Below are 26,007 nucleotides of genomic sequence, written 5' to 3'. Positions count from 1 at the left end.
GGGGCTATGGCTGCGTGGGTGCGACGGGAGCGGTGGCGGCCTGGCCGGCCACCGCGGCCACGGACACGGCCTCCAGCTGCGCCGCCAGCTCGTGCGCCTTCGCCAGGAAGTCCGGCAGCAGCGCCTTGGGCAGCGGGTCCGCGCGGGGGTACACCTGGTTGAGCGGGTTGGTGTACGCGCCGTTGCGCTTGAGGCCGAAGTGCAGGTGCGGCCCGGTGGAGCGGCCGGTGTTGCCGGAGTACGCAATCACCTGCTTCTGGCGGATGCGCGCGCCGGCGCGGACGCCGTCGCCGAAGCGCGACAGGTGCATGTACTGCGTCTCGAAGCCGTTGGCGTGGCGGATGACCACCATGTTGCCGGCGGCGCCCGCGTAGCCCGCCTGCGTCACCGTGCCGTCCGCCACCGCCCACACCGGGGTGCCGATGGGCGTGCCGTAGTCCACGCCGTTGTGCGCCTTCATGTACTGGAGCACGGGGTGGAAGCGGCTGCCGAACTTGCTGGTGACGTGCGCGTACTTGAGGGGCGTCTTGAGGAAGGTCTTCTTCGCGCTGGCGCCCTCCTCGTTGAAGTAGTTGGGCTGCCCGTCCGGCATCAGGTAGCGGAACACCTTCTTGTCGCCCACGAGGCCGCCCGCGTAGGTGGCCGCCAGCACCTCGCCGTAGCGCAGCACGCGGCCCTTGGAGACGAACTTCTCCACCAGCGCGCGCGCCCGGTCGCCCTTGCGCACGTCGCGGTAGAAGTCGATGTCCCAGGCGAACACGTCCGCCAGCACCATGCCGATGGCCGGGTCCTCACCCGCCTCAATCGCCGCCTCGTACAGCGAGGAGTTGATGTCCAGCGAGACGACGGACACCTGCTTCTCCACCTCGATGGCGCGCTTGCTGCCCACGTACTTCTCGCCGTCGCGGCGCACCTGCCACTCGTCCACCAGGCTCTGCCGGTAGTCGAAGAAGTCCAGCTCCCCGCCGCGGATGACGAGCCGGAACTGGTCGCCCACGCGCGACTTGCGGAAGTCGAACACGCCTTCCAGCGCGGAGATGACGGCCGTCACCTGCGCGTCTGGCAACTGCGCGTCGTGCAGCGCCTGGGCGAGCGTCTGACGCGGCTCGATGCGGCGGTTCTTGATGACGTACCGGGTGCTGGCTTCGGAGACGGAGGCGGCCAGCAGGGCGACCAGGCAGAGCAGGGGGGCGATTCGCATGGGGCGGGGGCGAGTTTAGTGGACACTCGCGCCCGCGCCCAACTGCCGTCCCGAGAATTCCCGCGCTCGCCCGCCGGGCAGCCCGGGAACCCGGCAGGTAGGGGGCTTGGTATGAAATTTCTACCGCATTGCTGAACGGCCCGGAGGACTAGAGCTCGACCTTCTTCTCCGAGTGGGTGGTGCCGTCGAAGCGCAGCATCATGCCCTTGTTGTCGTAGCGGGTGATGATGTTGACGGGGCGGCGCCAGAGGGACTGGAGGTTGCGGAGCGTCTCGCGGGCGTAGTCGCCCTTGAGGTCCTGCCCGTCGTGCTTGTGCGCGAGCAGCATCTCCCCGCGATTCTCGTGGTTGCCGTCCACCACCTCGATGATGGGCTGGCCGAAGTTGGTGAGGCCCTGGAGCAGCTTGCTCTTCACCTTGCGGAACTCGCGGTCCATGATTTCCCACGAGTTGCGCTTGTCATTGAAGCCATACACGAAGAGCTTCTGCTCCATCGCGAACTCGGCCGTGAGGAACGTGTCGATGAAGGTGATGTCGTTGTAGTGCTTGCGGACCTCGAAGATCTTCTCGCGGCCGGCGCCCAGCTTCTTGTCCCAGGAGCGGCGCGCGCGGAGGTCATCGCACTCGTCCCACTCCTTGCCGAAGCGGCCCTTGTTCCACCGGTCCTCGATGTCCCGCCACAGCTCGATGCCGAGCTTGTACGGGTTGATGGCCCCGGGGCGCGTCCCCATGGTGCCCGAGTGGTGGTCCGCGTAGTCGATGATTTCGTCGTCCCGGAGGGCCCGCCGCGTCATGATGGTGGAGTGCCAGTAGCTGGCCCACCCCTCGTTCATGATTTTCGTCTGGCCCTGGGGCGCGAAGTAGTAGGCCTCGTCGCGGAGAATCGCGAGGATGTCCGACTCCCAGGGCTCCAGCGGCGCGTGCTCCAGGAGGAACATCAGCACGTCGCGCTGCGGGCGCTCGGGGAACTTCTTCGCGCGCAGCTTCTCGTCCTCCACGCGCTTGCGCTGTGAGTCCAGGAACTCGGAGGGGTTGATGTAGCCGCGCATGTACTCGCGGCCCACCTTGAAGCCCTCCACGCGCTCGTTGGACTTGAGCTCGTCCTCGGCCTTCTTCGGGTCCGGGTTGCGGCGGATGTGGGGCGCGTGCTGGTCGATGAGGTTCTCCAGGCTCAGCGTCCGGTCGATGAAGTCCTCGACCTTCTCCACGCCAATCTTGTCCACCCACCGGCGCACCCGGGTGGCGTGGTTGGCCATGTCATCAATCATCCGGCGGTTGGTGTGCCGGAAGGAGAAGTTGTTCTTGAAGAAGTCGCAGTGTCCGTAGACGTGGGCCATGACGAGCTTCTGGTCCACCTCCGGGTTGCTCTCCATCAAGTAGGCGTAGCAGGGGTCATTGTTGATGACGAGCTCGTAGATTTTGCTCAGCCCGTACTCGTACCCCTTCGCCAGCTGCTCGTACTCCATGCCCCAGCGCCAGTGCGGGTAGCGCGTGGGGAAGCCGCCGTAGGCGGCCACCATGTTCATCTCGTCGTAGGACACCATCTCGAAGATGGTGTCGAAGAAGTCGAGGCCGAACTCCTTGGCATAGCCGTGGATTTCGTCCCTGAGCGCGGCGAGGCGGGGTGTCAGGCTCTTGGGCATGGGGCGTCTCGCTCCGGTGGCTATGAGTCCGCGGGTTAGCGGCCCTTGCCGAGGAAGTCCTTGATGGACGCGTAGATGGCGTCCTTGTCCGCAATCTCGCTCAGCGCGACGTTGGGCGTGTCCCCCACCGCCTCGCGCAAGTCCTTGATGAACTGCCCGCTGCCGTAGGGCGACTCCACCTGTCCGTAGGCGAACTGGTTGACGTTGGGCAGCACGTCGTTGCGCAGCATGTCGATGCACTGGCGCGTGTCGTCCGCGCTCCAGTTGTCACCGTCGCTGAAGTGGAACGGGTAGATGTTCCACGCGCTCTTCGGGTAGTCCGCGAGGATGATGTCGCGGCAGAGCTTGTAGGCGCTGGAAATCATCGTCCCGCCGGACTCGCGGGTGTGGAAGAAGGTGTCCCGGTCCACCTCGCGGGCCACGGCGTCGTGGATGATGTAGCGCGACTCCAGGCCCTTGTACTGGTGGCGCAGCCACGTATCGAGCCAGAAGCTCTCAATCCGGACGATCTCCTTCTGCTCGTCACCCATGGAGCCGGACACGTCCATCATGTAGATGATGACCGCGTTGGTCTCCGGCAGGTTCTGCAGCTTGTAGCTGCGGTAGCGCCGGTCCTCGCGCATGGGGACGATGATGGGCCGGTGCGGGTCATACGTCCCCGCGGCAATCTGCCTGCGCAGGGCCTGCTTGTAGGTGCGCTTGAAGTGGCGCAGCGACTCCGGGCCGGTGGTGTTGATGCCGGTGTAGCGGATCTTCTGCGTGACGATCTTCTCGTTCTGCCGCCGCTCGATGTTGGGCAGCTGCAGCTCCTCGCCCAGAATCTGGGCGAGCTCGTCGAGGGTGACGTCCACCTCGAGGGCGTGGTCGCCCTCGCCTTGTCCGGCCTGGTGGCCCTCCCCGGGCTCGACGGCCCCGGGGCCGAGCTGCTGACCCACCTCTCCATCTCCCTGCCCGACACCGCCCTGCTCCTTGTGGCCGTACTTGAAGCGGGGAATGTCGATGAACGGAATGGGGATGGAGATGGCGTCCTTCCCCTTCTTCCCCAGCATCTCGCCCTTCTGCACGTACTTGCGCAGGTTGGCCTTTATCTTGCCGCGGACGATCTGTTTGAAGCGGGAGTGGTCCTGGTGGATCTTCAAGGTCACGACGGCTCGCCTCTCTCCTGGGGTGTTACTCCTTCGCGTCGCCTCGGGCGAAGATGCTGGCCACGAAGTTGAGGACGTCCGTGGAGCAGATCTCGCAGTAGCCGTAGTTCTTCATCATCCGGTCCTTCACCAGGTCGATCTTCTCCTGGGTCTCCTTGTCCACGACGGAGGAGACGAGGTTCTTGAGCTTGATGCTGTCCTTCTGGTCCTCGAACAGCTTCAGCTCCAGTGACTTGTGGAGCCGCTCATTGGTCCGGTAGTTGAAGGTCTTCCCTTCGACGGCCAGCGCGCCGATGTAGTTCATGATTTCGCGGCGGAAGTCGTCCTTGCGGCTGTCGGGGATGTCGATCTTCTCCTCGATGGAGCGCATGAGGCGCTCATCGGGCTCCTCGTACAGGCCGGTGTACTTGTTCTTGACCTTCTCCTTCTGGGTGTAGGCCTTGATGTTGTCGATGTAGTTGCCGCACAGCTTGCTGATGGCGTCTTCATCCGCGGAGATGGCGCGCTGGACCTCGTTCTTGACGATGTCCTCGTACTCCTGCTTCACGGAGGTGAGCAGCTCCTTCATGCGCTTTCGGGCGTCCTCGCTGTTGATGAGCGAGTGCGTCTTGAGGCCGGCCTCCAGCTCGTTGAGGACCATGAAGGGGTTGATGCAGCCCTCGCCCTTGTCGCTGACCAGGGCGTTGGAGATCTTGTCCTGGATGTAGCGGGCGGAGATGCCCTCCAGGCCCTCGCGGTTGCTCTCCTTGCGCAGCTCCTTGATGTTGTCCTCGGTGAAGTTGGGGAGCGTCTTGCCGTTGTAGAGCTTGAGCTTCTGCAGGAGCGAGAGGTTGTGCTTCTTGGGCTCCTCCAGGCGCGTGAGGACGGCCCACATGGCGGCCATCTCCAGCGTGTGCGGAGCGATGTGCTTGCCTTTGATTGCGCGGGAGTTGAAGTCCTTCTCGTAGATCTTCACCTCCTCGGACAGCTTGGTGATGTACGGGATGTCAATCTTCACCGTACGGTCTCTCAAGGCCTCCATGAACTCGTTGTTCTCGAGCTTCTTGTACTCGGGCTCGTTGGTGTGGCCGAGGATGACCTCGTCGATGTCCGTCTGGGGGAACTTCTTCGGCTTGATCTTGTGCTCCTGCGACGCGCCGAGCAGGTCGTAGAGGAAGGCGACGTCGAGCTTCAGGACTTCGACGAACTCGATGATGCCGCGGTTGGCGATGTTGAACTCGCCGTCGAAGTTGAAGGCGCGCGGGTCGGAGTCGGAGCCGTACTCGGCAATCTTCCGGTAGTTGATGTCACCGGTGAGCTCGGTTGAGTCCTGGTTCTTCTCGTCCTTGGGCTGGAAGGTGCCGATGCCGACGCGGTCCTTCTCGCTGAAGACGAGGCGGTTGACGCGCACGTGGTTCATGACCTTGGCGAAGTCGCCCTGGTACTGCGTCATCAGGTCCTTGAAGACGAAGCGGCAGGCGGGGCACAGCTCGGAGCCGTCGGGGATGGTGTAGCCGCTCTCCGGCGGGGACAGCTCGGCGTAGATTTTCGGGCGCCACTCACGCGGGATGAGGTTGAGCGGCTCCTCGTTCATCGGGCACTTCATCTTCTCCTTCACCGTGGTGCCGTCAGGCAGCTTGCGGTCGGTGGTCCAGGAGAAGGTGTACGCGGCGCCGTCCGGCGTCTTGGAGTAGTCCTCCATGCCCTTCTTGAGGAGGCGGGCGATGGTGGACTTGGACGAGCCAACGGGGCCGTGAAGGAGGATGACGCGCTTCTCGGTGCCGTAGCCCTGGGCGGCGGACTTGAAGACGTTGACGAGCTTCATGAGCGGGACGTCGAGGCCGAAGATGGCGTCGCGGCCGCCGAACTTCTCGTCGCTGAAGAAGTGGTAGCGGATGAGCTTCTTCTTGTTGTCGATGTACTCCGTCTTCCCGTGGCTGAGGATCATGTCGTAGATCCTCTGGAAGGCGGTGCGGGTGACCTTGGGGTTCTTGCGGACGATTTCGAGGTAGTCCTCGAACGAGCCGTCCCAGGTGAGCTCGGCGTAGGTCTTCGCGTCCTGGAGCGCGGCGATTCTGGAGACCCACGAAACCTTCTCAGCGTCCTTCATGTCTCTCCCTCGGGGCCGCCCCGGGGCGCGGAGGAGCCGCGCCGACAGGGGGCCATAGTGGTGAACCTGGAGGGCTGGAATGCCATTCCACAACCACCCCGCCGAGGTCCCAGGCACAAACAGCCCTGCTGCCCCTTCGGGACCCCGCCGCGGAGTGGGACCGCGCGTTACGCTCGTGTCGGGGATGGACGCCCTGAAGGCGCACCCCCTCCACGGGGTGAAAAGGCACTTTGATTATAAGGTGCCTCGCCCACGGGGGTAGGGTGCCCCCCCTGGCGCGAGGGGTATTGAACGCCCGGGCAGTGGATTTCCGTGCGCCCGCCGAGGCCGGACTGTTACCTAGCTGTGGGGCAGCGTGCCCGTACGTTCCACATGTCGTCGTGCGGCCTGCACCGCCCATGCGGCGAGCGGCCAGAGTACCGCGCTGAAGGTCAGCAGGGCGCCCCAGGTGGGAAGGAGGCGCTCCATGCCGGCGCCCTCCAATGCCGCGGCGCGCAGGCCGTGCAGGGCGTGCGTGGCCGGCAGCAGCCGGGCGGCCATGCGCAGTGCGTCGGGCAGCACGTCCACCGGATAGAGCACACCGGCGAACAGATAGCTGAGCATGTCGAGCGCGTAGGCGAACGGGTCTCCGCGCTTGAAGACGAGCACGAAGGCGGCGGACAGCAGGCCGAGCGCGCTGAAGGCGAGCACGCTCAGCACCAGCGTCACGCCGAACGTCAGCGGGTGGACGGAAAGGCGGGCGCCGAAGAGGAGCGAGCCGGCGACGAGCAGGCCGCACGCGCGCACGAGCGAGCCTGCGACGGTGCCGGCCGTCATCAATGCGACGACGTGGAAGGTGGAGAGGGGCGCGGCGAGCAGGGGCTCCAGCGAGCCGTCGTTCTGCGCGGCGCGCACCGCGTTGCCGAAGCCGCGCTGCAGGCTGCGCAGCAGGGTGGCGGTGGCCAGGCCGACGAGCGCGAAGGAGTAGTAGTCCGCGCCGTAGCGGCCGCGCACGGCGGGGGCTTCTCCCACGGTGCGGGCGAGGAAGTAGAAGAGCGTCAGGGTGAAGAGTCCGCCTGCCGCCAGGAGCAGCCCGTTGAGCCGGTAGGCGGTGGCGATTTCGAAGTCGCGCCGGAGGAAGGCGAGCAGGCGCCTCATGCGTCCTCCGCGGTGGCGGCCGCGAAGAGGCCTTCCGCCGCGGGCAGCACGTCCGCGAAGGTGCCGGCGGCGGCGATGCGCCCGGCGTCGAGCAGGAGGACGCGGTGGGCCACGGCCTGCACTTCGGCCAGGTCATGGCTGGCGAAGAGGACGGCGGCGCCGCGCGAGGCCGCGTCCGTCAGCACGCGGTTGCGCACGCGGCGGGCGGCGCCCGGGTCCAGCGAGCGCGTCACCTCGTCGAGCAGCAGCACGCGCGGGCGGTGGAGCAGGGTGCGCATCAGCACCACGCGCGCCTTCTCTCCGCTGGAGAGCGTGCGCGTCTCGCGGTCCAGGAGGCGGCGGGCCTCCAGCGTGTGGGCGAGCGCGTCGATGCGGGCGTCCACCTCACGGTGGGGGACGTCGTAGAGCGCGGCGTAGAAGCGCAGGTTCTGCCGGGAGGTGAGGCGCGGCGCGAGCCCCCGGTCATCGCTGAGCGCGGCGCCCACGTGGCGGCGGACCTCGGGCCTGTCCCTCACCACGTCGCGCGAGGCCACCCGCGCGGTGCCCCCGTCCGGGAGCAGCAGCCCGCAGAGGATGCGCAGCAGCGTGGACTTGCCGGCGCCGTTGGGGCCGATGAGCGCGACGACCTCCCCGGCGTCCACGTGGAAGGAGACGCCGCGCAGGGCCGGGCGGGAGGGCGCCGCGCGGCCGCGCAGGCGCGCCCAGGGGCCGGGCGGCGGGTACGTCTTCTCCAGGGCAGAGACCTCGACCTCCGGCATTGAGGGCATTGGAGCCGAAATCCCGCACGGTGTCTCGGGCGCTGGAGGCGGTGGGCGGCGCCAGCGTCGGAGGCGGGGCGAGCGGCCCGAGGCCGGAATCGTGCACGGTGTCTCGCGTGCTGGACGGCTGCGTTGCGCAGTGTCCTGGGGCCGACGGTGAGCACGGCGTGTGCAGAGGGCCTCGGCGTCACCCAACCCAGGGAGTCGAGTCGTGTCCGCCTTGCTTGCCGCGTCATGTCTGCTGGGCTCGCTGCTGCAGAGCCTTCCACCCGTGGCCGCTGAAGAGGTGGTGGCCCTGGCGTTGCTCGATGACGGCGCCGAGCCGCGCAGGGCGCTGGCGCTGACGCATCGGCCGGGGTGGGCGCAGCGGGCGAGGCTGTCGATGGCGTCCGAGGTGGAGACCGTCTCGGGCGAGGAGCTGCGCACGGAGTATGGCCCCGAGGTGGTGGTGCCCTTGCGGTTGGCGCTTCCAGCGTCGGGGCTGGTGGAGGGAGCCGCCCGGTTCAGGAGGGGCCCGGGCCGCCTGGCGCCCCCGGACCCATGGGCCACCGAAGGCCTGGCCCGGTACCGGCTGCGCGTGGGGCGCCCGGAGGTGCGCGCCGCGGATGAGGACGGCGTGGAGCATGCCTTGCGACTGGCGGAGGCGCTCCGGGGCTTGAGCGGGCGGGAAGGGGAGGTGGTGCTGGCCTCGACGGGGGCGCTCGTCGAGGCACGGATGGACCTGCGAGGAGGCACGTCGCCGAAGCTGGCCGTATTGCTGGGGGAGGGCATGTCCTCGGACTGGCTCGCGACGCCACAGTTCCCCGAGGAACCGGTGGGGCCCGGTGCGCGCTGGACGGTGGCCCGGGCCCATGGACCCGGGGTGCTGTCCGTCATCACCTACGAGCTGGTGGAGCTGCGCGGCCCGCATGGGAGGCTCCGGTTCCAGCTCCACTCGAGACGGTCGGGCGGCGCGCGGGAGCCGGTGGCGGACGGGGAGCTGCGCTTCGACCTGCGCCGGCCACTGCCCGAGCGGATGGAGGCCCTCTTCACCTCCCGTGCGTCGCCGGGCCTTCGGGAGGGGCGGAGGCTGGAAGTCGTACGGCGCACCCGGGTGACGCTGGAGGCGGGGGGGCTGCAGCCGCTGGCGCAACACGTGAGGGTCGCGGTGCCTCCGTGAGAGCGGGCCTGGCGGTAGGCCCGGGCCACGGGCGCAGGGGGGCGCCGTCCCCCGCAAGCGATGGTTGCGGCTCCAGGGAAGGTGGGGTGCTGGGAGCGCGGGGCTTCGCGGAGGGTGAATCCGGGGAAGCCCTGCAAGCAGGGGAGCAGGGGCCTCTGGCTTGGCTTTGGCCCCTGCCTGCGTATCCTGCCGCGCGAAATGGCGACCGCCCCCTCCCCCCTGTCCGCTCCGCCGTCCCACACGCCGAATCTCTCGGCGGTGCCCACCCCCGCGCCCGAGCCGAGCAACCGGCTCCTCATCGGGCTGATGCTGGTGGCGGTGCTGGTACCGCGCCTGCTGGTGTTCGCCGTCAACGAGAACCTCTACGGCGATGCCGTCGTGCGCACGGAGCTGGCGGAGCGCTGGCTGAGCGCGCCGCACGTGATTACCGCGTACGGCGACGGGGCCTACCAGTTCGGCCCGCTGCACATGTACCTGGTGGGCGCGGCGCTGTCGGTGATGGACCGCGAGGTGGCGGGCCGCGCGGTGAGCCTGCTGTTCGGCGTGCTGTCGGTGATTCCGTTGTTCGCGCTGACGCGGCGACTCTTCGGCTGGCGCGCGGGCGTGGTGGCCGGGCTGGCCTTCTCCGCCTGGGGCATGCACATGCAGTTCGCCACCACCGCGGGCAGCGAGGCGGTGTCGCTCTTCTTCATGCTGGCCACCTTCGCGCTGTACGCGGAGGGCGTGGATGAGAATCGCTTCGCGCCGCTCTTCCAGGCGGGGCTGATGCTCAACCTCGCCTGTGCGCTGCGCTACGACGCGTGGATGTACATCCCGCTGCTCACGCTCGCGCTGTGCTTCAGCAGCGAGGACAAGGTGGCGGCGGTGACGCGGGCGGTGGGCTTCGGGCTGGTGTGCCTGCCGTTCCCCCTGCTGTGGATGCAGGGCAACGAGCTGATGCACGGGGACCCGTTCTTCCCGGTCAAGGCGGTAGAGGACTTCCATCGCAACTGGGTGCAGTCGTCGGCGGGCTCGGGCGCGGCCATCGGCTGGCGCCTGCAGCAGCTCGGGTTCTGGCCCGGCATCGCCCTGCTCACGCTGTCCCCCGGCGTGGCGCTGCTGGGCATGTGGGGCATGGTGAAGGCGTGGCGCGCGCGCCCGGACACGCGCTGGCTGGTGGCGGTGACGGTGGTGCCGGCGGCGTACTTCACCTTCCGCGCGGCGGTGCTGCTGACCTTCGTGCCGCTGGGGCGCTTCACGGTGACGCAGGTGGCGGTGGTGCCCGTGTTCGTGGCGTTCGGCTTCGCCGCGCTGGTGGGCAGCCGTGGCGCCGGCGTGCGCAAGGCGCTGGCGGGGGTGACGGCGGTGCTCGCCGTGGCCGTGCCGGTGGCGCTGGGCCTCTATACCTTCCGTGCGGAAGGCCGCTTCCAGGACTCGCTGCGGCCGGTGAGCCCCACCTCCACCAACCCGGTGGCGATGATGAAGGTGGCGGACTTCGTGAAGGCGGAGGTGGCCAGCAAGGGTGGGGCGGTGGCCCTCGACGACGACCCCAGCTACATGGACCTGCAACTGGCCTTCTTCTCCGGGCTGCCCGAGGAGCGGCTGGCGCGCGTGCGCTGGGACACCTTCCGCAAGCGCCTGCAGGAGGCGCGGCCGGAGGTGCTCATCCGCTTCGACCAGGGCTCGCTGGTGAAGGACCCCGGCGTGAAGCTGGAGGGCCGCGCCCTGGTGCTGGACGGCGTCGCCTACGAGGAGCTGGAGGGCTTCTCGGCGCCGCTGCACGTGTACCGGCGCCGCCCGTAGTCGTCAGCGCGGCGGCGGCTCACGGCTCCGAGTCGTAGTCGTCGTCCGCGTGGTAGCCGGAGTCGGGCGGGCGGTGGGCGTCCAGCCATCCCTGGAGGATGAACTGGGCGGCCACCTGGTCGATGACCTCCCGGCGGCGGGCGCGGCTGACGTCCGCCTCCAGCAGGGTGCGCGTGGCGGCGACGGTGGACAGCCGCTCGTCCCAGAGCTCGACGGGGACGCCCAGCGTGGTGCCCAGCGTGTCCGCGAACTTGCGGGAGGCCTCCGCGCGCGGGCCCTCGCTGCCGTCCATGTTCAGCGGCAGGCCGAGCACCACCCGGCTCACCTCGTGCTCCTTCGCGAGCGTGGCGAGGGCGGCGAGGTCCGCCTTGAGGGAGGTGCGCCGCACCGTGGTGACGCCCTGGGCCGTCAGGCCCAGTCCGTCCGACACGGCTACTCCGATGGTCTTGGTGCCCAGGTCCAGGCCCATGGTCCGCATGGCGGCGGGACTCTAGCCCCAATCCTCCGCCGTGGACCGCCCCGTCCGCAGGCAGGGACGCGCCCGGGGCCGGGGCCGGGCCAACCCGTGGATATCGCTGGAGGAAGGGCGGGACGGCGGGCGGCACCGGCGCTGCAAACCGGACGGTGACTGCGCGGCGTCCATCCAACCCCGCCGCGCCAGAGGGCTCATGCTCGACTTCCTCAAAGGTGCGGCCAACCTGCTGGCCGACCCCATGTCCGCCGTGGTGGACCTCGCGGGCAACGCGCTGGGACTGCCACCGCTCATCACCAACTCCATCAAGGCCGCTGCGGGGGTTGCGACGGGCAACGTCATGATGGTGGCCAGCGGCGCCATGGGCGTGGCGAAGGAGCTGTCCCAGAACCCGGCCGCGAAGACGGAGTACCGCCCGCCCTCGGGCGGGGACTCCAGGGTGGGGGAGGGCTATGCGTCCTCCTCGCCCGTGCTGCCCTCGGGCACGAGCCCGCTGGACCCGAAGATGCTCGACTACGCGGACGCGCTGCGGGTGCTGGAGGCGAACTTCGAGCAGCTCGACTACCTGGATGGGAAGAAGAGCGGCTCGCTGACGAAGAAGGACCTGGAGCGCATCTCCAGTGACGCCGGCCTGTCGCCACAGCTGCGCAGCGCGGCCCGCTTCATGCTGGAGAACAACGCGCTGTTCGAGCGGCTCGATAACGGGAACAAGCTGCTCAACCTCGGGGTGATGGGCCTGCTGACCAATGACCGCTTCAACCTCAAGGACCTGAGCAGCGAGCTCAAGCGGGTGGAAGGGGAGTTCTCCCGGTATGGCCGCCCCGAGCGCCCGGGCAGTGGCACACCCGGCGGCGGCGGTGTTCCCGGCCCGGGGACGACGCCGACGACGGGCACGGGCTCGACGCCCTCGTGCGGCACTCCCTCGCCCACGCCGTCGACCCAGGGCGCTTCGGGGAGCGCGCTGGACCCGGACTTCGCCGAGTACCGCGACGCGCTGTCGGTGCTGAACGCGAACTGGGACGCGTTCGACACGGCGGTGGGGACGAAGGACAACCTGCTGACGCGTGACAACCTGGAGGCCATCCTGAGCAGCCCGGGGGCCTCGTCGACGCTGAAGCGCGCCGCGCAGTTCTTCAAGGACCACCCCGCGTACTTCGACCAGCTGGAGATGGCGAATGGCGTGGGCGGGCGCGACGGAATCGTGGGGCGGCCGGACGTGACGGCGGCGCTGCGGCAGGCGGGCTCGGTACAGGGCTCCTCGGGGACGCAGCCCTCCACGGGCGGAAGCAAGCCGGTGGGCAGCGGTGGCTCCGGCGTGAAGAGCATCCTCGACAACCCGAACATGAGCGTGGAGGACAAGATTCAAGCCATCCTCATGTCCATCTCGCAGAACACGGACGACGAGCTGCTCGGCGTGCTGAACGAGATGGCGGACCAGCGCGACCAGCGGGCCACGCTGGGCACCAGCGACGCGGACAAGAAGAAGGCCGCGAAAATCGACAGCAGCATGCAGGAGCTGGAGCTGCGCCTGCAGAAGCTGATGGAGAAGCGCAAGGCCATGTTCGACCTGATGAGCAACATGTCCTCGAAGTTCCACGAGATGGCGAAGACGGCCATCTCCAACCTGCGGAGCGCGTGAGCCGCCATGGGACGCGTCATCAAACACGAGGGAGCAACGGCCATGCGGATGGAGAGCGGAGCGGTGCGGCGACTGAAGGCGTTTGCCCGTGGCGAGTCGACGTGGGCGGAGGTGGAGGGGATGACCTTCGAGGAGGCGAAGGCCATTGCGCAGGTGGGCTGCGACCTGGCGGCGGCGGGCCGGCTGGAGGAGGCGCGCATCCTCTTCGAGGGGCTGGTGGAGGGAAACCCGAAGGACACGGCGGCGCGGGCGGCGCTGGGCACCGTGTACCAGAAGCTGGGACGGCTGGAGGAGGCCATCTCCGAGTACAGCGCCGCGCTGTCGAGGGAGCCGGGCAACCCGGTGGCCCTGGCGAACCGCGGCGAGCTCTACCTGCGCAAGGGGGACCGGCAGGGCTTCACGGACCTGGCCAACGCGGTGGACGCGGACCCGCACGGGGAGACAGCGGCGGGCCGGCGGGCGCGGGCGCTGGTGAAGGCCATTGCCCTGGTGGCGGTGGAGAAGCTGAAGGAGGACTCGCAGCCGTAGGGCGGGGGTGACGAGGGGCCGCCGGGACGACGGGGAGCGGACCGGCGGCGGCTGTCGGCGGGTGGGCTCGCGAGGGGTGAGGGCGGGAGTCGCGGGGAGTCCACCTGCCGGCCGCTTTTTCGCGGGGGGCGCGGCGCTATGGCTTCGGAGGCGGGAGGGCGGCGAGCCGCTCGCCGATGGGCGGGTGGCTCATGCCCTTGAGGACGACCCAGCGGGGCGGCTCGGGGTCCATCTTGTTCACCCGGGCGGCCTTCACGAGCATGCGGCGGAAGGACTCCGCGTCACCGGTGAGGCGCAGGGCGTAGCGGTCCGCCTCGCGCTCGCGCTCGCGCGAGAAGGCGGCGGAGAGGGGGTTGCCCAGCAGGATGACGACGATGACGAGCAGGGAGATGAGCGGCAGGGTGCGGATGTCCGCGAAGCGGTGGGTGCCGAACCAGCCCCGGCGCGCGGACAGGCGCAGGAGGCGGTCGATGGCGAAGAGCAGGGCCACCAGCGCCAACGACGCGGTGATGCGGCCGGGCCACTTCGGCTCCTGGACGTGGCCGGCCTCGTGGGCCACGGCGGCGAGGACCTCGTCCTCGGAGAGCTCCTTGAGGATGACGTCGTTGAGGACGATGGCGCGCGTGGGGCCCTGGCCGGCGAAGTACGCCTGGACGCGGCGCGAGGCGACCGAGGTCTCCGCCACCAGCACGTCGGAGAAGGGGATGTCGGCTTTGGCCATCAGCTCCGTCATCCGCGTGCGCAGGACGCCGGCGGGCAGCGGCTTCTGCTTGAAGTAGAGGAGGTCCCGGTACGGGTCCAGGGCCGACGACACGAGCATGAGCAGGGCCACGGGCACGCCCAGCACCAGCCACCAGTGCCGCAAGCGACGGGCGAGCCCATACAGGCCGATGACGAGCGCGGCGAGGCAGAACGCCACCAGCAGGTTGCCCTTGAGCACATCCCACGCATAGGTGCCCGGGGTGTAGTTGGACAGGCCGTGGCGGTGCTCGAGCGTGTACGTGAACCAGACGTCCACCGGCAGGTAGACGAGCTTGACGAACAGGTCGATGAAGAGGGCGAAGAGCACCGCGGTGCCCCAGCCGGCCTCGCCCCACAGCCGGTCCATGGCGCGGAAGAAGGCGCGGCTGACGGGGGCCGTGCGCAGCACGCCGAGCCGTCGCTCCAGCCCGGCGGTGGCCGCGAGGGCCGCGCGATACAGGGGCTGGACGAGCACCCCCAGCAGCAGCGCCTGCAGCGCCAGGCGCGCGAAGGGGTCCACCGCGGCCCGGATGTAGTGGGGCAGGTGGTAGGCGTGAATCTCCGCGAGCTGCTCGGCGGTGAAGAGGGGCTCCATGGGGCGCCCCCAGGCTATGCCGCGCGGGCCCCGGCTGCCCAGCCGGGGCCGGGGCTCACGAGTGCGGCTCGGCGTCCGCCGAGGGCGGCGTGGACGAGGAGTCGGGCTCGGCTTCCGCGTCCGCCAGCAGCAGGGCCTTCACCTTGGCGAGGCTCTCGCGGGTGCGGTCCACGAAGGCGCTCTGCGAGCCGATGCGCTCGGCCGTCTCCAGGGTGCGCTCGTAGATGTTGATGGACTTGGTGAGCAGCACGCGAATCTTCTTCCGCAGCTCCTGGCGGTAGATTTGGGCCTCGCTGGCGTCGAGCTCGGCGGGCGCGGGCGAGTTCACCATGTGCTCGTAGAGGTTCTCGTAGAGGGCGCCAATCTGCGCGCCCGCGGCGGTGGCCCAGTAGCCGTTGCCCACGCGGATGGAGCGCAGGTAGTGGCCCTGCGCGGAGAGCAGCAGCTCCGCCTTGTAGTTGAGGTCCTCGGCGAGCTTGTCGCTGCCCCGGGTGGCGTCCAGCTTCACGTCGTCGTAGTGGAGCCGGTAGATTTCCCCGATGAAGAAGTGGGCCTGCGCGGGGAAGTAGTCGTCCACCTCGTCCTTGTCGGCCAGGCCGTCGTAGGTGGAGAGCGACTTGCGCAGCGTCTTCTCCGCCTCTTCGGAGCGGCCGGCCTCCAGCTGGCAGATGCCCTGCTGCACCTGGGCCTCCAGCCGGCGGTTGAGGGGGAGGTCCTGCCGCTCGGCGATGACGCCCAGCAGGGCGATGGCGTCGCCGTAGCGCTCCAGGTGGTACTGCGTCTCCGCCACGCGGAAGGCGGCGTCGAGCGCGTCGCCCGTGCCCTTCGCGGGGTCCGACAGCTCGGAGAAGCGGTGCCCGGCCTCCTCCCACTCCTTGAGGCGCTGGTGGGCGAGGCCCGCGTTGTAGAGGGCCGCGCGGCGGTGCTTGCTGTCCGGGTGGAAGTCCGCAAGCCGGCCGAAGTAGCGCGCCGCCTGCTTGAAGTCATTGGCCGCGAAGGCTGAGGTGCCGCCCGCGAAGAGCTCCTCGTCGTTGAGCTTGTCCAGCTCCAGGTCCGCCGTCACCGTCACCGCGTCGAACTGGAGCTCCTGCCGGGGCGGAGTCCCCTGCCCGTCGGCCCGTGCGGCCGAGCCCGTCGTCCGGCACCCGGACACCGCCAGCCCCAGCGCCGCGAGCCACCACCACCGACTGACCGACATGTGCGCCCGCTCTCTGCCAATCACGAAGTGCGTCCTCCTGGACCGGCTGACCGGCCCTACTCCCCGACATCACGGAGGCCCGGGGAGTTCCCAACCACGACGGTGGGCGCGCCCAGCTTAATGCGCCCCCGCCCCCCGCGCCTCCCCGGCCGCCTGCCCTCCGGACGGGAAGGGCCCCGCGTCCAACATGGGCTCCAGGAAGGCGTCTTTCGTCAGGAAAGCGACTCGTCGCCCAGCAGGTAGCGACTGGTGCGCCAGAGGGCGGTGATGTCGTGCACGTCCAGCTCGAAGCGGGGCACCCGGATGATGGGGACGCCCGGACAGGCGGCCTCGAGCTGGGAGATGCCCGCCTGGTCCTGCTCGGCGAGCACCTGGAGCTCGCGCAGCGTCTCCTCCACCTTGGCGCGGCGGGTGGGCGTCAGCGTGGCCGCGTCCTCCCACAGCGCCTCCGGGGGCATGGGGTGCACGCGGTTGACCACCAGCGCCACCACGCCCATCCGGTGCTGCTTCAGCAGCGTGTGGAAGTGGATGGCCTCGTCCATGCGCTCGGGGTGGGGGCTCGTCACCAGCACGAAGCCGGTGCTCGGGTCCTCCAGGAGCTCCCTCACGCCGCGGGCCCGCTCGCGGAAGCCCTCGTTCATGGAGGAGATGGCGAGCATGAAGTTGGACAGCTCCTGCAGCATCTCCGTGCCGGTGAATTTCGCCAGCGCCCGCATGACGTAGCCGCTGCGGTTGAACAGCGACATGCCCAGCTTGCCCGCCTTCAACGCGGGGGCGAGCAGCCACTTGGCGGCCTCGTTGTCCAGGAAGTCCAGCACCCGGTTGGGCGCGTCCAGGAAGTCCAGCGCGTGCGCGGTGGGCGGCGTGTCCAGGACGATGAGCTCGTGGGAGTTGCGGCGGCGCAGCTCCCACAGCTTCTCCATGGAGATGTACTCCTGGCTGCCCGCCAGGGCCGTGGAGAGCGACTGGTAGAAGCGGTTGGAGAGGATGCGCTCGCGCTGGTCCGGCGGGGCGACGCGGGCAATCAGGTCGTCCCACGTCTGCTTCATGTCCAGCATCATCGCGTGGAGCGGCGCGCGGGCCTTGATGCCGAGCGGCTCCAGCGCGGTGGCGGGCACCTGCGTCTCCGTGTTGCCCAGCCCGGTGAGGCCCAGCGAGTTGGCCAGCCGCTTCGCCGGGTCGATGGTGCACACCAGGCTCTTGCGCCCGTCCACCGCGGCGCGCAGGGCCAGCGAGGCCGCCGCCGTCGTCTTTCCCACGCCTCCCGAACCCACGCAGATGAGGACGCGCTTGCCCGCGAGCGCGGACGCCAGGGCCGTCGTGCTCACGTCTCCCCCGTCACCATCGGTTCGAGATGCCCCATGACCTGTTCAATCGCGTCCCGTCCGAATTCGGGTGTGAAGAGCCTGGGCACCGTGAAGAGCGGCGCGTGCAGGTTGCGCTCCAGCTTCGTCCCCGCGAGCACCGCCTGCGCCGCGCGGTCATGGTGGGCCTTGGCCACCGCGTGCAGTTCCGGGTGGCCGAGCAGCGCCTCCAGGTCCGCCTCCGTGAAGCGCTCCGGGAAGGCCTGGTTGAGCACCACCGCGTGCGTGCGGATGTTCACCTTGTCGCGCAGCGCCGCGTGCAGCTCCAGCGCCTCGTTCACCGGCATCTCCTCCGGCAGCGCCACCAGCACCGTCGCCGTCACCGCCGGGTCCACGAGCAAGTCCCGCATCTTCTGCGCCTCGCGGGACATGGGCCCCGGGGGCACCGTCTGCACCAGCACCTGCGGCACGCTGAGGAAGGAGATGGCATGTCCGGTGGCCGGCGCGTCCATGACGATGGTGTCGAAGCGCGGGCGGCCGTCCGGCCCCTTCTCCTGCAGGTGGAACATGATCTTCCCCAGCAGCACGAGCTCCTGCAGGGAGGGGATGAAGCGCAGGAAGTAGCGCACCAGCCGGTTCTCGAAGACGGTTTTGTAGAGGGTCTCGAAGCGCAGCACCATGAGGCCGTACTCGCGCATGGCCTCCTGGGGGCGCACGTCCACCGCCCAGAGGTTCTCCTCCAGCAGCGTGACTTCCGGGCCGGCCGCCGGGCGTTCGAGGAAGCGGCTGACGCGCTCCTGCGTGTTCACCTCGCACACCAGCGTCTTGCGCCCCGCGCGCGCGGAGGCCAGGGCGAGGGCCGCGGCAATGGTGCTCTTGCCGACTCCGCCCTTGCCGGAGACGATCCACAGACGCTTGTCGAGTAGTCCGGCCATAAAAGAGAGCGGCGAACCGTAGGAATCGTGTCTCCAGGAGTCAACGCGTTTGGCCGCGTTCTGTTGCGCTGCTTGACACGTCGCGTTGGCAACTCGCAGAGTGCGGCGTCTTCTTCCTGACTTCCGAAGGCCGTGCAGGCCTCGCGCGCGAGGACGCGCTTTCCATGCTCAAGAACAACCCGGTGATGAAGAAGCTCGTGGAGACGGGCGAGGAGCGGATTGGCAAGCTGGCGCAGCAGCTGCTCTCGAACGAGAAGTTCGTGGCGGCGGTGCAGACGCTGGTGGCCCGCTCGCTGGCCGCGAAGGGCACGCTCGACAGCACGCTGCGCACGGCGCTGTCGGCCATGAACCTGCCGTCCACGGCGGACCTGGAGCAGCTGCGCTCGAAGGTGGACGACCTGGAGCGCCTGCTGGCCTCCGTCGAGGGCAAGGTGGACACGCTGGTGGCGGCGAAGTCGTCCTCGAAGAAGTAGTGGCGCCCGGGGCCATGCGGCGCATCGCCTTCATCAACGAGAAGGGCGGCACCTGCAAGACGACGCTGGCGGTGAACACCGCCGCGTGGCTCGCGCGGGAGCGGGGCCTGCGCGTGCTGCTGGTGGACCTGGACACGCAGGGCCACGCGGGCAAGGTGCTGGGCGTGGACGTGCGCACGCTGCCGCGCAACGTCTTCCACCTGCTGACGGACGAGGCGGTGCGACTCGAGGACGTGGTCCAGCGCTCGGCGGTGGAGGGCCTGGACGTGCTGCCCGCGTACAAGGAGATGGCGGACTTCCCGGTGGTGGTGGCCGGGGACGCGCGCCGGGCCCACCGGCTGGCGGACCGGCTGCGGGCGGCGGAGGGCGCGGGCTACGACGCCATCGTCTTCGACGCGCCGCCGTCCATGGGGCTCACCACGCGCAACATCCTCGTGGCCTCCACGGAGGTGGTGGTGCCGGTGGCGCTGACGTACCTGGCGCTGGACGGCTGCGCGGAGGTGGCGGACACGGTGCGGCAGGTGGGCGAGGCGGAGGGGCGGCCGGAGCTGCGCGTCACCAAGGTGGTGCCCACGCTGTACCGGAAGACGGCGCTGGCCACGGCGATTCTCGAGCGGCTGAAGGCCTACTTCCCGGACGCGCTGGCGGCCACGCCGCTGGGCTACGACGTCAAGGTGGACGAGGCCCAGAGCCACGGGAAGACCATCTGGGAGTACGCGCCGAAGAGCCGGGGGGCCCGCATGCTGGGGGCCATCGCAGCCGAGCTCCACGGCGGGCCCGCCCCCCGGAAGAAGGGGCGGACGCCGAAGGTGGCGTAGGGCGCGGCCGGGAACGGCGGCGCGCGCCCCGGGGGCGGCTACTGCTTCTTCTGCTGCTCGACCTGCTCGAGCTTCTTCTCCAGCTCCTCCAGACGCTGGGTGAGCGACGCCATGTCGCGGCCCAGGGCGGGGAGGTTGCCGGTGAGGTTCTCCACGACGTGCTTCACGCGCTCGTCGATCTTCCGCTGCCAGTCCTCGAAGGCGCGCTGGCTGGCCTTGAGCAGGTCGGCGGGGTTGAGGCCGGCGGCGGCCGCGGCGTCAGGGGTGGCGGCGCTGGCCGCGGGCTCCTCGGCGGCGGGGGCGTCCGTCTTGCCGGTCGTCTCATCGCGGCGCAGGAGCTTGTCGAGGCGGGACTCGGCCTCCTCGCGGATGGAGGCCACGCGGGGCGTGACTTCCTTCTGGATGAAGCCGGAGATGGACTCGCCGGGGTGGCGGATGATCTCCCGCAGCACCGACAGCGGCATCTGGTTCTTCTTCTTCTCCTCTTCGAAGATGATCTGCGCGAGCGTGACCGAGGTCAGGTCCTCCTTGGTACGATTGTCGACAATCCGTACCTCGGTGCCCTCCTTGATCATCGCGGCGATCTCATCCAGGGTGACGTACCGGCTCTCCACGGTGTCGTAGAGCTTCCGGTTCGTGTACCGCTTGATGATCTTGGGCTCCTTGCTCGGAGCGCCTGCTTGCTCGGCCTCGCTCATGTGTCTCTCCGCCCCTTTTGGGCTCGACTCCAAGCCACGTGCCCCGCCTGAGTCTCGCAGGGGCGAACCTCGTAGCAGAGGGGTTGGTAGCGAGCAAGCAACGAGAACCCGGCTCGCCGTGTCCGCCTACTGCCCCTATACTCGCGCTCCCAGCCGGGCCTGCTGAATGATCGTCAAGTGCGAGCGGTGCCAGACGCGGTTCAAGATCCCCGATGAGAAGGTGACGGACAAGGGGGTCAAGGTCCGCTGTACCAAATGTCAGAACACCTTCCGGGTGACCCGTGAGACCGCCACGGGCGGAACGGGTGCGTCGCCCGTGCCCCCTCCGACGGGGCAGGCGGACCCGTTCGCCGAGTTCGGGGTCGCTCCTGACCCTCAGCATGTGGAGATAACGAAGCCGGGCTACTTCGCGCAGGGCGTGGAGGCCACCCGGGGCTCGCCTGCCCGGCCACCCTCGACGCCGTGGAACAGCGTGGACGGGGACCTGGACACGGAGGCCGGTGTCTTCCAGGAGCCGACCCGCATCGGCCCGATGCCGCTGCCTCCCGCCGCGCGTCCCGCCGCGACGCCGTTCGACGTGTCCGGGCCCGAAGGGCAGGGGATGGCCGTGCCGCTGCCCGCCCCCGCAGGAGGGCCGAGCCCCGCGGGCCGGTCGGCGACGGGGCTGTACGGGAGCGCGGTACCTCCGTCGGAGGCGCTGCCGTATCTGTCGGATGGGGCCGTGCCGCTGCCGGGGGCGACGTCCGGGGCCGTGCCGCTGCCGGGCGTGGCCGGGGCGAGGAGCGCGCCGCCGGCTCCAGGGCCAGGACGCGCGGTGCCCTCGAGTGCCGTCCCGGGCGCGGCGATGCCCGCTCCGGTGACCCTGTTCGGCGCACCGAAGGGAGGCGCCCAGGCGCCCATGGCCGCTCGTGGGGGCCCGGGCGGAGCGGCTCCCCAGCCGGGAAGCCGGCCCCCTCCGGCACCTGGCGCCGTGGCCTTGCCTCCCGCTCCTCCAGGGGCGGCGGGAGCCGCCGGCGGGCCTCCTCCGAGTGCCCGCCGGGGCGCCGCGCCCGCGCCGGGCGCCGCCGTGCCGCCGCCTCCCTTCCCCCTGGGGGGAGATGACCCGTTCGCGGACCTCCTCGGAGCTCCCGGCGACCCGGCTCCGTCCGCGCCTGCCGGGGCGTTCGACCTGCTGCCCGCGCCCAGGGCTCCCGCGGCCGCGAAGCCCGCCGGTGCCCCCGACCCGCGGAAGGCCCCCGCCGCCCCGGCGGGCGCGTACGACCTGCTGCCTTCACCCAGGGCTCCCGCGACGGCGGCTCCCTCGGGTGCTCCGAGCCCGCTGCCCCCGCCCACGGCTTCCGCCGCCGACGCGCTTCGCCGGGCCGCGGCGCCTCCGGCCGCCCCGCCCACGGGCGCGGTGGCGCTGGGGCCGATGCGCCCGGCACCGACGGGGGCTCCTCCTCCCGCCGCCTTCCCGGGAGAAGACCCGTTCGGCTCCATCGACATCGATGACGCCACCCTCACCGAGGTGCGGCCTCCCGCCCGGGCGTCCCTCCCGGCTCCCGCTGGCGAGGACCCGTTCGGCTCCATCGATGTCGCTGACACCACCGTCACCGACGTGCGGCCCGCGGCGCTGTCCCCCCTGCCGGCGCCTGCGGGCGAGGACCCGTTCGGCGCCATCGACGTCGATGCCGCCACCGTCACCGCCGCCCACCCGGCGCCCGTGCCGCTGACCGCGCCCCCGGGGGCGGACCCGTTCGCGTCCATCAACCTCGGCGGCTCCCACGGGGCCGCGGCGCCCGCTCCCGCGGCGCCGGGCAGGGCTCCCGCCACGCCCCCCCGGCCCGTCTCGAGCGCCAGCGACCTGTTCGACCTCTCCTCGGACGTGGACCCGTTCGGTGAGCACTCCGGCGTGCAGCCCAGCGACACCGGCCGCGCCGCGCTGCTCGGGGCGCCGCCTCCGCACGCGGACGGCCTGGAGGACCTCGCCTCCCTGTCCGAGTCCGGCGGCGGCTCGCTGCTGGGAGACGTGCCCCCGGTGGGGGAGGCCCAGGAGTTCAGCGTCACCCTCGGCAGGGTCGGCGCCGCGGGCTCCGTCGAGGTGCTCGACGTGGGCACCCTGCCGTCCACGCCCGCCGTCACCGTGGCCCGGCCCACCGCCCGGCCCGAGGACGTGGGAATCCCCCAGAGCCGGCCGCCGAGCCGCGCCCGCAAGGCCACCGCGCTCATCGCCAACCTCGTCGTGGCCGCCGTGCTGGTGGTGGCCTTCGCCGCCGTGGGCCGCGTCTACCTGCGCGAGGGCCGCGTGGACCTGTCCGTGCTCTCCCCGGACCGCCTGCGCACGCTCGTCGTCCCCGCGCCCCGGCCGCTCGTGGCCCTGGATGTGACGAACGCCCTCTACGAGACGCAGTCCGGCCGGCCGCTCTTCTACGTGCGCGGCGAGGCGGAGAACCGCACCGGCTCCGCCACCCGCATCCGCGTGCGCGCCGCGCTGTATGACGGCAACCAGCGCGTGCGCTCCGCCGAGGCGCTCGCCGGCGCGGTGCCCACGCCCGAGGAGCTCCACGCGGTGGGCAACTCGGAGGCGGCCACGGCGCTGAGCCAGCGCATGGACGCGGCGGCCACCCCCGTGGCGCCCGGCGCGAAGGTGCCCTTCCTCGTCATGTTCCAGGAGTACCCGGCGGACCTCGGCGGCTTCCGGCTGGAGGTGACGCTGGAGCCGGTGCCGCCCGCGACGGCGGAGGCCGGTGGCCGCACGGAGTAAGCCACGATGAGCACGCTGGACGAGGCCCGCACCGTCGCCCGTTTCCTCCACGCCCTGAGCGGCGGCGCCGAGGTGCGCCGCAAGGCCGCCGCGCGCGAGCTGGCCCGGAGAGACCCGCTCGACGCCAACGAGCTGGTCGGCGTGCTCATCTCCCTGGCCCGGGGCGGCTGGGCGCCCGCCTCGTGCGTCCTGCCGGACTTCATGGCCGCGCTGGCCCAGGAGGCGGAGCACATCCCCCATGTGGAGGCGCTGCGCCGGCTCGCGCACGTGCAGTCGCTCGACACGGTGGCGGACCTGTTCGCCCAGGGCCCCGCGAAGATGGAGATGGACGCGGACGCCGCCGCCCGCGCGGACGCCACCGCCTTCTCCCAGTCCCTGGGCCACCTCAAGCAGCAGGCGCGGCTCACGAAGGACCCGGACACGCTGTCCCGCCTGGCCACCGTCAGCGACCCGTCCGTCCTGCGCAACGTGCTCATCAACCCGCGCCTCACCGAGGACCTGGTGGTGCGCATCGCCGCCCGCCGCCCGGCCCGTCCCGAGCCGCTCATCGAAATCTGGAAGTCACCGCGCTGGTCCGTGCGGCATGGCGTGCGCCGGGCGCTCGTCTTCAACCCGTACCTGCCGCCGGAGATTGGCGCGAAAATCGTCCCGCTCCTGAGCAGCACGGACCTGCGCGAGGTGGCCGCGAGCGCCACCCTGCACCCGGCCCTGCGGGAGCAGGCGCTCCGGCTGCTCGCCGGGATGGCGGACGAGCGTCAGGTGTCCGACAGGCCGGCCCCGGCGCGGCGCCACGGGCCTCACGGACTGGACTGAGCGGCGGGCCTAGCGACGGCGCGGGTGGTCCGGGTCGCTGAACTCGGCGTCCGTGCTGCCCCGGCGCGGCGAGGTCAGCGACTTCGCATTCGCGTCGACCAGGTCCTCGCCCTTGGAGGCCTTCTTGAACGAGTAGACGAACTTGCCCACGGCGTTGCCGAGCTGACCCATGCGGGCGGCCGAGAAGACCACCAACAGGATGAAGCCGAGGACGATGATTTCTCCGAGGCCGAGGCCCAGCATGGTGCGGGCACAGTGCAGCAAAGGGGCGGGGGAGGCAAGCCGCGCGTCCACCACCGGACCCGGCCCGCCCGCACCGTTGCTGCGCGGCGGGCCCGGACGTCGCAGACTGGTGGCCCATGCTCCTGCTTGCCCACCGCGGCGCCAGCGCCGATGCCCCCGAGAATACCCTCGACGCCTTCGCCGAGGCCGCCCGCCAGGGCGCCGACGGCGTGGAACTGGACGCCATGGTGTGCGGCTCCGGCGAGGTGGTCGTCTGCCACGACGAGCACCTGGACCGGCTCGCGCGCCTGCCCTGGGAGGTGCGCGTCACGCCGTGGTGGAAGCTCCAGCGCGCCGACGTGGGCTCGCCGCTGGGCTTCGCCCCCGCCCGCATCCCCCTGCTGGAGGAGGTGCTCGAGGCGCTGCCCGCCCACTTCCTCGTCAACATCGAGCTGAAGTGCGAGCGCTTCGACGACGACGGCCTCGCGAGGAAGGTGGCGGACCTGGTGCGCCGGCGGGGAATGGCCGAGCGCGTGGTCCTCTCCAGCTTCAACCCGCTGTGCCTCTTCCGCCTCGCCGCCGCGGCGCCCGAGCTGCGCCGGGGCTTCCTCATCGACCCGGACAAGCCCTGGGCCGTGCAGGCGTACGGGGTGAGCCCGCTGGTGTCCTCACACTCGGTCCACCCCTTCCACGAGGCGTGCACCCACGAGCGCGTGGCCGCGTGGCGCGAGGCCGGCCTGCGCGTGGCCGCGTGGACGGTGGATGACCCCGCCCGCGCCGCCTCGCTGGAGCGGATGGGCGTCAGCTACCTCATCACCAACCGCCCCGGCGCCGTGCGCGAGGCCCTCAGGGCCGCCGCCTAGGGGCGGCTCAGAAGTCCAGGCCGAGCGTGGTGTTGAAGGCGAACACCGCCGGCACGCCGCGCGTCTCCTCGGAGTCCGGGTCCGGGGCCACGCTGCCCGTGCGCGTCAGCGACAGCTCCGCGCCCAGCTGCAGCACGCCGCCGATGAACCGCACGCCGCCGTACAGGCGCTGGTTCATGTTGTCGCCGAAGGAGACCTTCGCGTACTCGGCCGTGTCCTCCAGGGCCGCGCGCGAGTTGTTCTCCGTCGAGTCCTCGAAGGAGCGGGTCGGGTTGAAGTCGATGCGGCTGGAGGTGGCGCCCACGAAGCCCAGGTCCAGGCCGCCGTAGGGCGTCAGCGTCACCATGCCGCCCAGCGGGAACTGCTTGCCCACGCCGAAGTCGAGCCCCATCACCGTCAGGCTCAAGTCCCGCGCGCCGAACAGGCGCGTCACGTGCCCGCGCACGCCGATGTCCGGCAGCCAGGTGAAGCCCTCGTTGACGGCCCACTTCAATTCGCCCGTGCCCACCACCTGGCTGCTCTTCTCCACCCAGCCCACGCGCCCGCCCAGCTCCAGCGAGAAGGGCAGGCCCTTGCGCACGTGGAAGGAGGGGATGAGCACCGTGGAGGGCTGCGGGCTCTCCGTGGGGATGAGGAGGTCGTCCGGCATCGACACCACGGACAGCTCCGCGTTGACGGCCCAGGCCGAGTGGCCCGTCGTCTCCGGTGGCATCAGGTTGACGGAGGTGATGGCCGCGCCCATGACGCGCGCGAAGGCCTGGAAGTCCGCGTTGGCGGACACGCGGAAGTTGGTCTCGCCCAGGTTCGGATTGCCGAACTGGTGGATCTGCAGGTCGTTGTCGTCCGCGTACGCCGTCGCCCCTGAAGCCCAGGCCGCAAGGACCAGCCACCGACTGAACGTCCGCATTCGAGTCACCGCCTCCGGGGGCGCGCGACCGGCCGGGGGGCGCCCAACGCGTCGGACGCTAACGCCTGCCCGCGAGGAGCGTCAACAAAACGGGCGGCCCTTCCCGAAGGAAGAGCCGCCCGGAGGGAGGCGGGAAGCGCCCTGG

Annotated in this window: 23 protein-coding genes; 9 read left to right on the top strand and 14 right to left on the bottom strand. The window is 70.4% G+C overall.

The features are described 5' to 3' along the window. Nucleotides 1–4: 4 nt before the first annotated feature. The 6 genes from ACX9TP_RS37320 to ACX9TP_RS37295 form a co-directional block, all read right to left on the bottom strand. On the bottom strand, nucleotides 5–1,201 hold the full coding sequence (locus tag ACX9TP_RS37320; RefSeq protein ID WP_482975426.1) for a peptidoglycan DD-metalloendopeptidase family protein: 1,197 nt from the start codon (nucleotides 1,199–1,201) through the stop codon (nucleotides 5–7). 148 nt (nucleotides 1,202–1,349) lie between these two features. Further along, a complete protein-coding gene (locus ACX9TP_RS37315; protein WP_482975425.1) occupies nucleotides 1,350–2,843 on the bottom strand; it encodes a SpoVR family protein in 1,494 nt (497 codons plus the stop codon). A gap of 35 nt (nucleotides 2,844–2,878) precedes the next feature. Further along, nucleotides 2,879–3,988 (bottom strand): DUF444 family protein, encoded by a 1,110-nt coding sequence (locus ACX9TP_RS37310; protein ID WP_482975424.1) that lies wholly within the window; start codon nucleotides 3,986–3,988, stop codon nucleotides 2,879–2,881. Between the two features lie 25 nt (nucleotides 3,989–4,013). After that, complete coding sequence (locus tag ACX9TP_RS37305; protein WP_482975423.1) at nucleotides 4,014–6,077, bottom strand: PrkA family serine protein kinase; 2,064 nt, start codon at nucleotides 6,075–6,077, stop codon at nucleotides 4,014–4,016. 339 nt (nucleotides 6,078–6,416) lie between these two features. Further along, complete coding sequence (locus ACX9TP_RS37300) at nucleotides 6,417–7,214, bottom strand: ABC transporter permease (RefSeq protein ID WP_482975422.1); 798 nt, start codon at nucleotides 7,212–7,214, stop codon at nucleotides 6,417–6,419. Further along, complete coding sequence (locus tag ACX9TP_RS37295) at nucleotides 7,211–7,981, bottom strand: ABC transporter ATP-binding protein (RefSeq protein WP_482975421.1); 771 nt, start codon at nucleotides 7,979–7,981, stop codon at nucleotides 7,211–7,213. Before ACX9TP_RS37295 ends, ACX9TP_RS37300 begins: the two co-directional genes overlap by 4 nt. Nucleotides 7,982–8,183: 202 nt before the next feature. Between ACX9TP_RS37295 and ACX9TP_RS37290 the strand changes: the two genes are divergently transcribed. Then, nucleotides 8,184–9,131 carry a hypothetical protein gene (locus tag ACX9TP_RS37290; RefSeq protein WP_482975420.1) on the top strand — a complete coding sequence of 316 codons (948 nt, stop codon included), beginning with the start codon at nucleotides 8,184–8,186 and terminating at the stop codon, nucleotides 9,129–9,131. Between the two features lie 198 nt (nucleotides 9,132–9,329). Next, the gene (locus ACX9TP_RS37285; protein WP_482975419.1) at nucleotides 9,330–10,913 is read left to right on the top strand and encodes an ArnT family glycosyltransferase; all 1,584 of its coding nucleotides are present in this window, start codon (nucleotides 9,330–9,332) and stop codon (nucleotides 10,911–10,913) included. 19 nt (nucleotides 10,914–10,932) lie between these two features. On the opposite strand, the gene ruvX is transcribed toward ACX9TP_RS37285, so the two are convergent. Beyond that, on the bottom strand, nucleotides 10,933–11,391 hold the full coding sequence (gene ruvX, locus ACX9TP_RS37280; protein ID WP_482975418.1) for a Holliday junction resolvase RuvX: 459 nt from the start codon (nucleotides 11,389–11,391) through the stop codon (nucleotides 10,933–10,935). Between the two features lie 190 nt (nucleotides 11,392–11,581). On the opposite strand from ruvX, the gene ACX9TP_RS37275 reads away from it, so the two are divergent. Further along, nucleotides 11,582–13,024: a hypothetical protein gene (locus tag ACX9TP_RS37275; RefSeq protein ID WP_482975417.1), complete on the top strand. Its 1,443-nt coding sequence runs from the start codon at nucleotides 11,582–11,584 to the stop codon at nucleotides 13,022–13,024. 6 nt (nucleotides 13,025–13,030) lie between these two features. Further along, on the top strand, nucleotides 13,031–13,552 hold the full coding sequence (locus ACX9TP_RS37270; RefSeq protein ID WP_482975416.1) for a tetratricopeptide repeat protein: 522 nt from the start codon (nucleotides 13,031–13,033) through the stop codon (nucleotides 13,550–13,552). Between the two features lie 136 nt (nucleotides 13,553–13,688). Here the strand turns inward: ACX9TP_RS37270 and ACX9TP_RS37265 are convergent, their stop codons facing one another. The 4 genes from ACX9TP_RS37265 to ACX9TP_RS37250 all read right to left on the bottom strand — a co-directional run bounded on the left by ACX9TP_RS37265 (nucleotide 13,689) and on the right by ACX9TP_RS37250 (nucleotide 18,325). Further along, nucleotides 13,689–14,888 (bottom strand): M48 family metalloprotease, encoded by a 1,200-nt coding sequence (locus ACX9TP_RS37265; RefSeq protein WP_482975415.1) that lies wholly within the window; start codon nucleotides 14,886–14,888, stop codon nucleotides 13,689–13,691. 55 nt (nucleotides 14,889–14,943) lie between these two features. Further along, on the bottom strand, nucleotides 14,944–16,086 hold the full coding sequence (locus ACX9TP_RS37260) for a tetratricopeptide repeat protein (protein WP_482975414.1): 1,143 nt from the start codon (nucleotides 16,084–16,086) through the stop codon (nucleotides 14,944–14,946). A gap of 212 nt (nucleotides 16,087–16,298) precedes the next feature. Continuing rightward, nucleotides 16,299–17,414 (bottom strand): ArsA family ATPase, encoded by a 1,116-nt coding sequence (locus ACX9TP_RS37255; RefSeq protein WP_482975413.1) that lies wholly within the window; start codon nucleotides 17,412–17,414, stop codon nucleotides 16,299–16,301. Further along, on the bottom strand, nucleotides 17,411–18,325 hold the full coding sequence (locus ACX9TP_RS37250) for an ArsA family ATPase (protein WP_482975412.1): 915 nt from the start codon (nucleotides 18,323–18,325) through the stop codon (nucleotides 17,411–17,413). Before ACX9TP_RS37250 ends, ACX9TP_RS37255 begins: the two co-directional genes overlap by 4 nt. A gap of 164 nt (nucleotides 18,326–18,489) precedes the next feature. Between ACX9TP_RS37250 and ACX9TP_RS37245 the strand changes: the two genes are divergently transcribed. Together ACX9TP_RS37245 and ACX9TP_RS37240 are read left to right on the top strand one after the other, a co-directional pair. After that, entirely contained in the window at nucleotides 18,490–18,798 is a 309-nt protein-coding gene (locus ACX9TP_RS37245; protein ID WP_482975411.1) for a hypothetical protein, read from the top strand. 14 nt (nucleotides 18,799–18,812) lie between these two features. Beyond that, complete coding sequence (locus ACX9TP_RS37240) at nucleotides 18,813–19,616, top strand: ParA family protein (protein ID WP_482975410.1); 804 nt, start codon at nucleotides 18,813–18,815, stop codon at nucleotides 19,614–19,616. A 38-nt stretch (nucleotides 19,617–19,654) separates the two neighbouring features. On the opposite strand, the gene ACX9TP_RS37235 is transcribed toward ACX9TP_RS37240, so the two are convergent. Further along, nucleotides 19,655–20,314 (bottom strand): polyhydroxyalkanoate synthesis regulator DNA-binding domain-containing protein, encoded by a 660-nt coding sequence (locus tag ACX9TP_RS37235; RefSeq protein ID WP_482975409.1) that lies wholly within the window; start codon nucleotides 20,312–20,314, stop codon nucleotides 19,655–19,657. A 166-nt stretch (nucleotides 20,315–20,480) separates the two neighbouring features. Here ACX9TP_RS37235 and ACX9TP_RS37230 point away from each other — a divergent pair, with 166 nt between their 5' ends. Next, entirely contained in the window at nucleotides 20,481–23,057 is a 2,577-nt protein-coding gene (locus ACX9TP_RS37230) for a zinc-ribbon domain-containing protein (RefSeq protein ID WP_482975408.1), read from the top strand. 6 nt (nucleotides 23,058–23,063) lie between these two features. Further along, on the top strand, nucleotides 23,064–23,870 hold the full coding sequence (locus ACX9TP_RS37225) for a hypothetical protein (protein ID WP_482975407.1): 807 nt from the start codon (nucleotides 23,064–23,066) through the stop codon (nucleotides 23,868–23,870). A 9-nt stretch (nucleotides 23,871–23,879) separates the two neighbouring features. On the opposite strand, the gene ACX9TP_RS37220 is transcribed toward ACX9TP_RS37225, so the two are convergent. Further along, nucleotides 23,880–24,113, bottom strand: coding sequence for a twin-arginine translocase TatA/TatE family subunit (locus tag ACX9TP_RS37220; protein WP_482975406.1), 234 nt, complete (start codon nucleotides 24,111–24,113; stop codon nucleotides 23,880–23,882). Between the two features lie 116 nt (nucleotides 24,114–24,229). Here ACX9TP_RS37220 and ACX9TP_RS37215 point away from each other — a divergent pair, with 116 nt between their 5' ends. Continuing rightward, entirely contained in the window at nucleotides 24,230–24,955 is a 726-nt protein-coding gene (locus ACX9TP_RS37215; protein WP_482975405.1) for a glycerophosphodiester phosphodiesterase, read from the top strand. Nucleotides 24,956–24,962: 7 nt separating this feature from the next. Here ACX9TP_RS37215 and ACX9TP_RS37210 read toward each other — a convergent pair whose 3' ends face one another. Beyond that, nucleotides 24,963–25,862, bottom strand: a complete 900-nt coding sequence (locus ACX9TP_RS37210) for a hypothetical protein (RefSeq protein WP_482975404.1) — start codon at nucleotides 25,860–25,862, stop codon at nucleotides 24,963–24,965. Between the last annotated feature and the right edge of the window lie 145 nt (nucleotides 25,863–26,007).

Source organism: Pyxidicoccus sp. M15 (assembly GCF_056858435.1).
The sequence above is the reverse complement of the archived record's forward strand: the minus strand, read 5'-3'. Positions and strand labels throughout refer to the sequence as shown.

Excerpts from the sequence above, each read along its gene's own strand:
- ACX9TP_RS37315 (WP_482975425.1), bottom strand. The coding sequence starts at position 2,843 with ATGCCCAAGAGCCTGACACCCCGCCTCGCCGCGCTCAGGGACGAAATC.
- ruvX (WP_482975418.1), bottom strand. The coding sequence starts at position 11,391 with ATGCGGACCATGGGCCTGGACCTGGGCACCAAGACCATCGGAGTAGCC.
- ACX9TP_RS37275 (WP_482975417.1), top strand. The coding sequence starts at position 11,582 with ATGCTCGACTTCCTCAAAGGTGCGGCCAACCTGCTGGCCGACCCCATG.
- ACX9TP_RS37215 (WP_482975405.1), top strand. The coding sequence starts at position 24,230 with ATGCTCCTGCTTGCCCACCGCGGCGCCAGCGCCGATGCCCCCGAGAAT.
- ACX9TP_RS37260 (WP_482975414.1), bottom strand. The coding sequence starts at position 16,086 with ATGTCGGTCAGTCGGTGGTGGTGGCTCGCGGCGCTGGGGCTGGCGGTG.
- ACX9TP_RS37225 (WP_482975407.1), top strand. The coding sequence starts at position 23,064 with ATGAGCACGCTGGACGAGGCCCGCACCGTCGCCCGTTTCCTCCACGCC.
- ACX9TP_RS37265 (WP_482975415.1), bottom strand. The coding sequence starts at position 14,888 with ATGGAGCCCCTCTTCACCGCCGAGCAGCTCGCGGAGATTCACGCCTAC.
- ACX9TP_RS37235 (WP_482975409.1), bottom strand. The coding sequence starts at position 20,314 with ATGAGCGAGGCCGAGCAAGCAGGCGCTCCGAGCAAGGAGCCCAAGATC.
- ACX9TP_RS37210 (WP_482975404.1), bottom strand. The coding sequence starts at position 25,862 with ATGCGGACGTTCAGTCGGTGGCTGGTCCTTGCGGCCTGGGCTTCAGGG.
- ACX9TP_RS37320 (WP_482975426.1), bottom strand. The coding sequence starts at position 1,201 with ATGCGAATCGCCCCCCTGCTCTGCCTGGTCGCCCTGCTGGCCGCCTCC.
- ACX9TP_RS37300 (WP_482975422.1), bottom strand. The coding sequence starts at position 7,214 with ATGAGGCGCCTGCTCGCCTTCCTCCGGCGCGACTTCGAAATCGCCACC.
- ACX9TP_RS37250 (WP_482975412.1), bottom strand. The coding sequence starts at position 18,325 with ATGGCCGGACTACTCGACAAGCGTCTGTGGATCGTCTCCGGCAAGGGC.
- ACX9TP_RS37270 (WP_482975416.1), top strand. The coding sequence starts at position 13,031 with ATGGGACGCGTCATCAAACACGAGGGAGCAACGGCCATGCGGATGGAG.
- ACX9TP_RS37285 (WP_482975419.1), top strand. The coding sequence starts at position 9,330 with ATGGCGACCGCCCCCTCCCCCCTGTCCGCTCCGCCGTCCCACACGCCG.
- ACX9TP_RS37305 (WP_482975423.1), bottom strand. The coding sequence starts at position 6,077 with ATGAAGGACGCTGAGAAGGTTTCGTGGGTCTCCAGAATCGCCGCGCTC.
- ACX9TP_RS37295 (WP_482975421.1), bottom strand. The coding sequence starts at position 7,981 with ATGCCCTCAATGCCGGAGGTCGAGGTCTCTGCCCTGGAGAAGACGTAC.
- ACX9TP_RS37245 (WP_482975411.1), top strand. The coding sequence starts at position 18,490 with ATGCTCAAGAACAACCCGGTGATGAAGAAGCTCGTGGAGACGGGCGAG.
- ACX9TP_RS37240 (WP_482975410.1), top strand. The coding sequence starts at position 18,813 with ATGCGGCGCATCGCCTTCATCAACGAGAAGGGCGGCACCTGCAAGACG.
- ACX9TP_RS37220 (WP_482975406.1), bottom strand. The coding sequence starts at position 24,113 with ATGCTGGGCCTCGGCCTCGGAGAAATCATCGTCCTCGGCTTCATCCTG.
- ACX9TP_RS37230 (WP_482975408.1), top strand. The coding sequence starts at position 20,481 with ATGATCGTCAAGTGCGAGCGGTGCCAGACGCGGTTCAAGATCCCCGAT.